Origin of the sequence: Streptomyces sp. NPDC058955 (assembly GCF_042741435.1) — a bacterium.
Taxonomy (GTDB): Bacteria; Actinomycetota; Actinomycetes; order Streptomycetales; family Streptomycetaceae; genus Streptomyces.
Genome location: NZ_JBHYKM010000188.1, coordinates 1 through 9,565 on the forward strand (window position 1 = coordinate 1; position 9,565 = coordinate 9,565).

General features: G+C 73.3%; 11 protein-coding genes. 2 read left to right on the forward strand and 9 right to left on the reverse strand.

Features of this window, described 5'->3' with window-relative positions; genetic code table 11:
• From ACFW1I_RS36880 to ACFW1I_RS36900, 5 genes are all read right to left on the reverse strand, one after another.
• A partial coding sequence (locus ACFW1I_RS36880) for a DUF4118 domain-containing protein (RefSeq protein WP_384678245.1) occupies positions 1 to 1,683 on the reverse strand: 1,683 nt, incomplete at its 3' end.
• 110 nt (positions 1,684 to 1,793) lie between these two features.
• Positions 1,794 to 2,462, reverse strand: coding sequence for an ABC transporter ATP-binding protein (locus ACFW1I_RS36885; protein WP_384678258.1), 669 nt, complete (start codon positions 2,460 to 2,462; stop codon positions 1,794 to 1,796).
• Between the two features lie 355 nt (positions 2,463 to 2,817).
• Positions 2,818 to 3,585, reverse strand: coding sequence for a DUF3710 domain-containing protein (locus tag ACFW1I_RS36890; RefSeq protein WP_384678246.1), 768 nt, complete (start codon positions 3,583 to 3,585; stop codon positions 2,818 to 2,820).
• A gap of 1 nt (position 3,586) precedes the next feature.
• Entirely contained in the window at positions 3,587 to 4,099 is a 513-nt protein-coding gene (dut, locus tag ACFW1I_RS36895; RefSeq protein ID WP_043230240.1) for a dUTP diphosphatase, read from the reverse strand.
• The gene (locus tag ACFW1I_RS36900) at positions 4,099 to 4,683 is read right to left on the reverse strand and encodes a PaaI family thioesterase (RefSeq protein WP_384678248.1); all 585 of its coding nucleotides are present in this window, start codon (positions 4,681 to 4,683) and stop codon (positions 4,099 to 4,101) included. Before ACFW1I_RS36900 ends, dut begins: the two co-directional genes overlap by 1 nt.
• A gap of 58 nt (positions 4,684 to 4,741) precedes the next feature.
• Between ACFW1I_RS36900 and ACFW1I_RS36905 the strand changes: the two genes are divergently transcribed.
• Positions 4,742 to 5,269, forward strand: a complete 528-nt coding sequence (locus ACFW1I_RS36905; protein WP_384678250.1) for a DUF3093 domain-containing protein — start codon at positions 4,742 to 4,744, stop codon at positions 5,267 to 5,269.
• A 56-nt stretch (positions 5,270 to 5,325) separates the two neighbouring features.
• On the opposite strand, the gene ACFW1I_RS36910 is transcribed toward ACFW1I_RS36905, so the two are convergent.
• From ACFW1I_RS36910 to ACFW1I_RS36925, 4 genes are all read right to left on the reverse strand, one after another.
• The gene (locus ACFW1I_RS36910; protein WP_384678252.1) at positions 5,326 to 6,390 is read right to left on the reverse strand and encodes a hypothetical protein; all 1,065 of its coding nucleotides are present in this window, start codon (positions 6,388 to 6,390) and stop codon (positions 5,326 to 5,328) included.
• Positions 6,391 to 6,403: 13 nt separating this feature from the next.
• Positions 6,404 to 6,700, reverse strand: a complete 297-nt coding sequence (locus tag ACFW1I_RS36915) for a DUF4193 domain-containing protein (RefSeq protein ID WP_003955561.1) — start codon at positions 6,698 to 6,700, stop codon at positions 6,404 to 6,406.
• A gap of 396 nt (positions 6,701 to 7,096) precedes the next feature.
• Positions 7,097 to 8,335, reverse strand: a complete 1,239-nt coding sequence (locus ACFW1I_RS36920; RefSeq protein WP_384678254.1) for a sensor histidine kinase — start codon at positions 8,333 to 8,335, stop codon at positions 7,097 to 7,099.
• Positions 8,336 to 8,339: 4 nt separating this feature from the next.
• On the reverse strand, positions 8,340 to 8,993 hold the full coding sequence (locus tag ACFW1I_RS36925) for a response regulator transcription factor (RefSeq protein WP_030496297.1): 654 nt from the start codon (positions 8,991 to 8,993) through the stop codon (positions 8,340 to 8,342).
• Positions 8,994 to 9,360: 367 nt separating this feature from the next.
• Here ACFW1I_RS36925 and ACFW1I_RS36930 point away from each other — a divergent pair, with 367 nt between their 5' ends.
• Entirely contained in the window at positions 9,361 to 9,543 is a 183-nt protein-coding gene (locus ACFW1I_RS36930) for a hypothetical protein (RefSeq protein ID WP_384678257.1), read from the forward strand.
• Positions 9,544 to 9,565 lie beyond the last annotated feature (22 nt).

Sequence of the window (9,565 nt, forward strand, 5' to 3'; positions counted from 1 at the left end):
GACGGGCATGTCCACGTCGGCGTCCTCGGGCCGGGCGGCCGGGTGGGGTCCGACGGCGGCGGCCCGGTCCCAGGGCTCGGCGCCGTCGGCCCGTTCGAGGAGGGCGACGGACTCCATGGAGAAGGTCTCGCGGACCCGTTCGAGGAGGGCGTCGAGGCTGGTCTCGCCGCGCAGCACGCTGCCGGCGAGGTAGGAGAGCACCTCGGACTCGGCGCGCAGCCGGGCGGCCTGGTGGGTGCGGCGGGCGGCGAGGTCGACGACGGAGGCGACGGCCATGGCGACGCCGAAGAAGACCGCGATGGCGACGATGTTCTTGGGGTCGGCGATGGTGATCCGGTGGATCGGCGGGGTGAAGAACCAGTTGAGCAGCAGGGAGCCGACGGCCGCCGAGGCGAGCGCCGGCAGGAACCCGCCGAGCAGGGCCGCGCCGACGGTGAGCGCCAGGAACAGCAGCATGTCGTTGGCGAGGCCGAGGTCGGCGTCGGTGTGGGTGAGGAGCAGGGCGAGCGCGACGGGGCCGCCGACGCCGACGAGCCAGCCGCCGAGGATCCGGGAGCGGCCGAGGCGGGCGCCGCGGGCGACGGGGAGGCCGCGGCCCTTGGCGACCTCGCCGTGGGTGACGATGTGGACGTCGAGGTCGGGGCCGGAGTCGCGGGCGACGGTCTGGCCGACGCCGGGGCCGAGGACGTACTGCCAGGTGCGGCGGCGGCTGGAGCCGAGGACGATCTGGGTGGCGTTGACCCCGCGGGCGAACTCCAGCAGGGCGGTCGGTATGTCGTCGCCGATGACGTGGTGGAAGGTGCCGCCGAGGTCCTCGACGAGGGTGCGCTGGACGGCCAGCTCCTTGGGCGAGGCGGCGGTGAGGCCGTCGCTGCGGGCGATGTAGACGGCGAGGACCTCGCCGCCGGCGCCCTTCTCGGCGAGCCGGGTGGCGCGGCGTATCAGGGTGCGGCCCTCGGGGCCGCCGGTGAGGCCGACGACGATCCGCTCGCGGGCCTGCCAGGTGGAGCGGATGTTGTGCTCGCCCCGGTAGCGGCGCAGGTACTCGTCGACCCGGTCGGCGGTCCACAGCAGGGCCAGCTCGCGCAGGGCGGTGAGGTTGCCGGGGCGGAAGTAGTTGGAGAGGGCCGCGTCGACCTTGTCGGGGGTGTAGACGTTGCCGTGGGCCATCCGGCGGCGCAGCGCCTCGGGCGACATGTCGACCAGTTCGATCTGGTCGGCGCGGCGGACGATCTCGTCGGGGACGGTCTCCTGCTGCCGGACGCCGGTGATCGCCTCGACGACGTCGCCGAGCGATTCGAGGTGCTGGATGTTGACGGTGGAGACGACGTCGATGCCGGCGGCGAGGAGTTCGGCGACGTCCTGCCAGCGCTTGGGGTTGCGGGAGCCGGGGACGTTGGTGTGGGCGAGTTCGTCGACGAGGGCGACGGCGGGGCGGCGGGCGAGGACGGCGTCGACGTCCATCTCGGTGAAGGCGGTGCCCCGGTACTCGACGGTGCGGCGCGGCACGGTCTCCAGGCCGTGCAGCAGCACCTCGGTGCGCGGCCGGCCGTGGTGCTCCACGAAGCCGACGACGCAGTCGGTGCCGCGCTCCACCCTGCGGTGGGCCTCGGCGAGCATCGCGTACGTCTTGCCGACGCCGGGTGCCGCGCCGAGGTAGATCCGAAGCTTGCCACGTCCCATGGACCGACCATACGTCCGGCCGATCGGACATTCCGCACGCGGAGGAACACCCCGGTGCGGTATTGACGTGATTCTGATGCGTGTCCCGGCACCGGCCGGTCCCGGACGGCTCAGCCCTCGGCTATCTCGCCGTCGCGGAGTTCGAGGACCCGGTCGGCGAGGCCGAGGAGCTGGTGGTCGTGGGTGGCGACGAGGGCGGTGCAGCCCTCGCTGCGGACCACGGCCCGGAGCAGTTCCATGACGGCGAGGCCGGTCTCCGCGTCGAGCTGGCCGGTCGGCTCGTCGGCGATGAGGAGGGCCGGCTTGTTGGCGAGGGCGCGGGCGATGGCGACCCGCTGCTGCTGGCCGCCGGAGAGCTCGCCGGGGCGCTGGTTGGCGTGGTCGGCGAGGCCGACGAGGGCGAGGAGCAGGGCGACCCGCTCCTCCCGCTCGGCGGGGTCCGCGTCGCGCAGCCGCAGCGGGACGCCGACGTTCTCGGCGGCGGAGAGGATGGGCAGCAGGCCGAAGGACTGGAAGATGAAGCCGATCCGGTCCCGGCGCAGCGCCAGGAGGCCGTCCTCGCCGAGGGTGGAGAGGTCGGTGCCGTCGATGACGATCCGGCCGCCGTCGGCGCTGTCGAGGCCGCCGACGAGGTTGAGCAGGGTGGTCTTGCCGGAGCCGGAGCGGCCCTTGAGGGCTACCAGCTCGCCGCGGGGGATCTCGAAGGAGACGCCCTTGAGGGCGTGGACGGCGGCCTCGCCCTCGCCGAAGGTGCGGCGCAGGCCCTCCACCAGGATCATCGGCCCCCCGGCCGGGTCCTCGGCGACGGCCGTCGCGGACCGCGTGCTGTTCTCGCTCACCCTGCGCTCCCCCTCCTCGAACACGTGCGCAGACCAGTATGGTCGGCCGCCGCCGCCGAGACCAGGGTCCGGACCCCGGAGGAGACCCCGATCTTCGGACCGCCGTCCCCGGCCTCCGGACGCCCGGCCCCGTAGGGGCGCCCCCCGGGGAGCCGTACGGGCCCGTCGGGCCGGCGGAAGGCGTACGGGCCTTCGGCCGCCGGTCACCGTCCGCCCGGGGAAAAGGCCGGTGGGCCGCCCCCGTACGTCGTGCGTACGGGCGGCGGCCCACCGGACCGGGTTCTCGCGGGGCGCGTCAGCGGATCTCGGAGATCTCCGGGCCGCGCTGGAGCTGGCCCATGCCGCCGGAGAAGCGGGACCCGGCCTGCTCCTCCTGCTGGACGCCGTCCGGCACCATCTGCGCGTCGTTCGGCAGCTTGAGGACGATCGGGTCGCGCGGGGCCATCGGGCCCTCGCCGCGGGCGACCACGGTGTCCCGGACGATCTGCTCCAGGAGGCCGGCCGCCTCGGGCTGGACCGCGCCCTGGCCGGAGATGACACCGCGCAGGAACCAGCGCGGGCCGTCGACGCCGACGAAGCGCACGATCTGCACGCCGCGGTTGCCGTCGGGCAGCTGGACGGGGACCTGCGCGCGCAGCTCCCAGCCGAGCGGGCCCTCGACCTCGTCGATGGCGCCGCCCTGCTGGACGATGCCGGTGGCGATCTCCTCGCGGACCTCGCCCCAGATGCCTTCCTTCTTGGGCGCCGCGAACGCCTGGAGCTGCACGGCGCTGTCGCGCAGCACGATGGTCGCGGCGACGATCGCGTCGCCCGCCACCTCCACGCGGAGCTCCATGCCGTCGACCCCGGGCACGAAGAGGCCGCCGAGGTCGACGCGGCCCTCCTCGGGCTTGGCGACCTCGGAGACGTCCCAGGGACCGTCGGGCCGGGGCGCCGGCGGAAGGTTCACCTTGCGCGGCTGGTCGGCCGCGTCCGCGGCGTCCTCGCCGGTGACGGCGTCGACGACCTGCTCGGCCTCGCCCGCCTTGTCGGCGGCACCGCTCTTCTTGCGACGTCCGAACACGTCACTGTCCTTCCCGGTCGGATACGACCGAAGCGTATCGATTCCCACCCGTGGTGCCGTCCACGGCGGCATGACCGCCGGTGGACCCGAAGCCCCCCTCGGCCCGCGCCGAGCCGGGAAGCTCCGCCACCTCGTGGAAGCGCACCTTCTCGACCTGCTGGACGACCAGTTGGGCAATCCGGTCGAACCGCTCGAACCGCACGCTCTCGCGCGGGTCGAGATTGACCACGATCACCTTGATCTCTCCACGGTACCCGGCATCCACCGTCCCCGGGGCATTCACGAGCGCGACTCCGCAGCGCGCGGCCAGTCCGGAGCGGGGGTGCACGAAGGCGGCGTAGCCGTCCGGGAGGGCGATCGACACGCCGGTGGGCAGCACGGCGCGCTCGCCGGGGGCCAGCACGGCGGCCTCGGTGGTGACGAGGTCGGCTCCGGCGTCGCCGGGGTGGCCGTAGGCCGGGATCGGCACGTCCGGGTCGACCCGGCGGATCAGTACGTCGACGGGAGGGCGCATCAGGGGTTCACCTCGAAGGCGCGGGCGCGCCGGACCTGGTCGGGGTCGGACATGGCGGCCTGGATCTCCTCCGGCCGGCCGTTGTCGATGAAGTGCTCGACCTTGACCTCGACGAACATGGCTTCGGCCCGGACGGCGACGGGGCCGTCGGGGCCGCCGATGCGGCCGGTGGCGGTCGAGTAGATCTTGCGGCCGTGGACGGCGGTGACCTCGGCCTGGAGGTGGAGGACGGTGCCGACCGGCACGGGGCGGCGGAAGTCGGTCTCCAGGCGGCCGGTCACGGCGATGACGCGGAGCAGCCAGTTCAGGGAGCCGAGGGTCTCGTCGAGCGCGGTGGCGAGCACGCCGCCGTGGGCGAGCCCGGGGGCGCCCTGGTGGTCGGCGGTGACGGTGAACTCGGCGGTGACGGTCACGCCCTCGCCCGCGCGGGCGTCCAGGTGGAGGCCGTGGGGCTGCCCGTCGCCGCACCCGAAGCAGTGGCCGTAGTGCGAGCCGAGCGGCTCGCCGGGGGCGGGCGCGTCCGGATGGCGGGTCGGCGCCACGGCGTCGGCCGGCGGGGTGAGAGCGGCAGATGTTCCAGTCACAGGCGCAGACCTTACCCGCGCGGCCGGGCGCGGGTCGCGCCGTGCCAAGCTTGGACGCATGCAGCCTTCCGCACCGACCCCCGCGCCGACCCCGTCGTCGGGGGCCTCCTCCCCCGCGTCTCCCGCCTCCCCCGCGGCGCCCCGCTTCGACGAGCGGCTGACCGTGCCCGGCTCGTGGTGGGTGATCGTCTTCCTGCTGGCGGTCTCCGGCGGTCTGATCATGTTCCCGCTGGGGACGGTGCCGATGCTGGGCGGTCTGATCGTGGCGGGCGTGGCGGCCGGTGTGGCGGCGTCCTCGTACGGCTCGGCCCGGATCCGGGTGGTGGCCGGTTCGCTGGTGGCGGGCGAGGCCCGGGTGCCGGTGTCGGCGCTGGGGGAGGTCGAGGTGCTGGACGAGGAGGAGGCGCGCGCCTGGCGCACGCACAAGGCCGATCCGCGCGCCTTCATGCTGATGCGCAGCTATGTGCCGCGGGCGGTGCGGGTGGTGGTGACGGATCCGGCGGACCCGACGCCGTACCTGTACCTGTCGAGCCGTGACCCGGAGGGTCTGGCGGCCGCGGTCGAGGCGGTGCGGGCGGAGGGCTGAGCCCTCCCGCTCCGCGGAGGTCCGTCCCGGGGCCGCCCCTGGCGGCCCGGGGCGGTCTAGAAGCCCAGTTCCTTGGGGTTCTCGGGCTGCTCCAGCGGGGGCAGCTCGACGAGCCTGTCCCAGGGGACCTGGCGGGCCCTGAGGTCCTTGCGGATGTGGCCGGCGAGCTTCCTGGTGTCGCGCCGGTTCATCACCGCGCCGACGGCCGCGCCGACCATGAACGGGGTGAGGTTCGGCAGGTTGCGGACCATGCGTTTCATGATCTGCTGGCGCAGTTCGCGCTTGAGCTGCCCGCCGAGGGCCGCGTTGATGGTCGTGGGTTTGGTGGGGTCGATGCCCCGCTCCTCGGCCCAGGAGGTCAGGTAGGCGGCCGAGCGCTGGGGCAGGGTGCCGGGCGGCCGCAGTCCGTAGACCTCGTGGAGTTCGGCGATGAGCTTGAGCTCGATCGCGGCGACGCCGGTGATCTCCGCCGCCAGTTCGGCCGGCATGGCCGGCGGTACGGGGAGCATGGCGGCGGCGCCGATGCCCGCGCCGACGGTCGAGCTGGCGTTGGCCGCGCCGAAGACCAGCTTGTCGGCCAGTTCCTCGGGGCCGAGCCCGGGGAACTGCTTGCGCAGGGTCGCGAGGTCGCGGACGGGGACGCGCGGGGCCAGGTCGATCAGCCGGTCGGCGAGATAGCCGATGCCGGCCTTGGCGCTGTCGCCGCTCCGCTTCACGCCCTGCTTGACGCCTTCCACGCTGCGGCGGACGGCGTCGATGCGCGCGGCGTCGATCCTGATGCGGTCGAGCTGCGCGCGTGCCGGGTTGGCCAGCCGCCTGACGGCGTCCAGCCTGCCGTGACGGCTCTCGTCACGCTCCTCGGGCGCCTCGGGGTCCGAGGGGCCTTCGGGGTCCCGCTCCGCGGGGAGCGGTGCCTCGCCCGGTCCGGGGGCGTCGGCAGCTTCGAGCGAGGCCGTGGGGCCTCGCTCGTCGTCCACCACGCCGAGGGAGGGCAGGGGGGCGGCCTGCGCGGCGTCGGGAGCCTCCTGGGCGCCCTCCGTCGGGCCTGTGCCGCCCTTGTACGCCCGGGGCTTCGCGGGAAGCCTCAGACGCCGCTTCCGGGACGGTGTGTCGCCTGCCACGGCCGCGCCTGACTCAGTCGCAGTCGCGGCAGATCGGCTGGCCGTTCTTCTCGCGCGCCAGCTGGCTGCGGTGGTGCACCAGGAAGCAGCTCATGCAGGTGAACTCGTCGGCCTGCTTGGGCAGGACCCGGACGGCCAGCTCCTCGTTCGAGAGGTCGGCGCCCGGAAGCTCCAGGCCCTCGGCGGCCTCGAACTCGTCGACGTCGACGGTCGAGGTCGACTTGTCGTTCCGACGGGCCTTGAGCTCCTCAAGGCTGTCCGAGTCGACGTCGTCGTCGGTCTTGCGTGGGGTGTCGTAATCCGTTGCCATGTCGCTCTCCCCCTCTGGGTGGTTGCGGGTGTCTCAGCGCACGTAACGCGTGAGAGGTCGGACTTGTGCCCGACCTGAGGCGCAGATTTTGCCTCACATCAAGGTCTGTTACTCAATCGACACCCGTCCCGCGCTCTCAACGAGTGATCGGTACGAGTGGCGATGCGGACCGTACACGGTCCTCGGGTCGGCCGCGCGGGCCGCCACCCCGTGTACTTTCCGCCCGTCGAAGCCCGGGAAACCCGGACTTTTCCGGGTTTTCCCCCGGAATTCACGGTCACGGAGCGCGACTCCGCGGGCACTCGCGCTTGTGATCGATCACACATGCCCGTCTCGGGACGGGGGTCCCGGAATTCCGCTCAAAGCGAACAGATCGGGCCTCGTCCTCGCAGTCTGTCAGATCGGCAGAGTGACACGCATCACCAGGCCGCCGCCCTCGCGGGGCTCCGCGCTGATGCGTCCGCCGTGCGCCCGGGCCACCGAGCGCGCGATGGACAGACCGAGCCCGACGCCCTTGTCGCTGCCGGTCCGCTCCTGCCGGAGCCGGCGGAACGGCTCGAAGAGGTTGTCGATCTCGTACGCGGGGACCACCGGGCCCGTGTTCGACACCACGAGCACCGCCTGGCCGTGCTGGGCCTCGGTGGTGACCTCCACCCAGCCCCCGTCCGGGACGTTGTACCGCACGGCGTTCTGGAGCAGGTTCAGGGCGATCCGCTCCAGCAGGACGCCGTTGCCCTGGACGACGACCGGGGCCCGCTCGCCGCGCATCTCGACGCCCCTGGCCTCGGCCTCCGCGTGCACCTGGTCGACCGCCCGCTCGGCGACCTCGGCGAGGTCGACGGGTTTGCGGTCGATGATCTGGTTGTCGCTGCGGGCGAGCAGCAGCAGGCCCTCGACCAGCTGCTCGCTGCGCTCGTTGGTGGCCAGCAGGGTCTTGCCGAGCTGTTGGAGCTCGACCGGCGCCCCCGGGTCCGAGAGGTGGACCTCCAGGAGCGTGCGGTTGATCGCCAGCGGGGTGCGCAGCTCGTGCGAGGCGTTGGCGACGAAGCGCTGCTGGGCGGTGAAGGCCCGCTCCAGGCGCTCCAGCATCTCGTCGAAGGTGTCCGCCAGCTCCTTCAGCTCGTCGTCCGGGCCGTCCAGCTCGATCCGGCGGGCCAGGTCGGAGCCGGCCACCTGGCGGGCGGTCCGGGTGATCCGGCCCAGCGGCGAGAGCACCCGCCCGGCCATGGCGTAGCCGAAGGCGAAGGCGATGATGCTCAGCCCGAGCAGGGCGAAGAGCGAGCGGCGCAGCAGGTCCTGGAGGGCCAGGTCGGTCTGGTGCCGCAGGCAGACGGAGACGGCGGCGTTGAACTGCTCGCCGGTGCCCTTGTCGGGCAGCACGCACTCCGCGGTGGTGGGCAGCACCTCGCCCTCGACGATCTTGAACGGCAGCCGGGCCACGCTGTCGGTCAGGCTCTGCGCCGTGAAGAGGTAGATGATCGACAGCAGCAGGATGCCGGCGATCAGGAACATGCCGCCGTAGAGCAGCGTGAGCCGTATCCGGATGGTGGGCCGCAGCAGCGGCCGGACCGGGTCCCGCGGGTCCCAGGTGGGCTTCGGTGGCGCCTGCGGGTGCGGCGCCGGGGTCGCGGCCATCGGATCAGATCCGGTAGCCGGAGCCGGGGACCGTGACGATGACGGGCGGCTCGCCCAGCTTGCGCCGGAGGGTCATGACGGTCACCCGGACCACGTTGGTGAACGGGTCCGTGTTCTCGTCCCACGCCTTCTCCAGGAGCTGCTCCGCCGAGACGACGGCGCCCTCGGAGCGCATCAGCACCTCCAGGACGGCGAACTCCTTCGGCGCGAGCTGGACCTCCCGGCCGTCCCGGAAGACCTCGCGGCGGTTGGGGTCGAGCTTGATGCCGGCCCGCTCCAGGACCGGCGGCAGCGGCACGGAGGTGCGGCGCCCGAGGGCGCGCACGCGCGCGGTGAGCTCGGTGAAGGCGAAGGGCTTGGGCAGGTAGTCGTCGGCGCCCAGCTCCAGGCCCTCGACCCGGTCGCTGACGTCGCCGGAGGCGGTCAGCATCAGGATCCGGGTCGGCATGCCCAGCTCGACGATCTTGCGGCAGACGTCGTCGCCGTGCACCAGGGGCAGGTCGCGGTCGAGGACGACGACGTCGTAGTCGTTGACCCCGACGCGCTCCAGGGCGGCGGCGCCGTCGTACACGACGTCGACGGCCATGGCCTCCCGGCGCAGTCCGGTGGCCACCGCATCGGCGAGCAGCTGCTCGTCCTCGACGACGAGTACGCGCACGTCGTTCTTCCTTCCTTCGGCGCTCCGGTCCGGGCGGACCGGGGGGCGATCGTGAACACTGACTGTGCGTGTCCATCCTGCCCCGTACGCGCGTAAACCGGCTGTAAGGCGGCGGTGCGCGGCCGCCGGCGGGGGGCGGGGTGCCGCGGGGACCCGGACGGGGGCCGGGCAGGCGGGAAGAATTCACCTGATTCGACGGGCAGTTGAGGTTTCCGCCCGGGGAGGGGTGGGGAGGAGGTGTGCACACCCCGCGATCACGCCCTGTATGTGGCACGCCCACGGCTCTTCCGTCCCCCGGGAGCGGACAGTGTGTGATCCACCCACCCTCGGCACACCCCCGTGCCGCCGGACCCATGAGGAGGGGCGCATGGACGCTTTCACCGCAGGGCTGCTGCAGCGCATCAGGACCACGCAGTCGGACCTCACGCGGGCCCGCGAGACCGGCGACGAGTACCTCGCGGACGTCGAGCAGGCCGAGCTGGAGGACCTGCACCGACTGGCAGCGGAGCACGGCGTGGAGGTCGCACCGGTCTGCGCGCAGAGCGCCTGAGCGAGGCCGCTCCCCCGGGAGC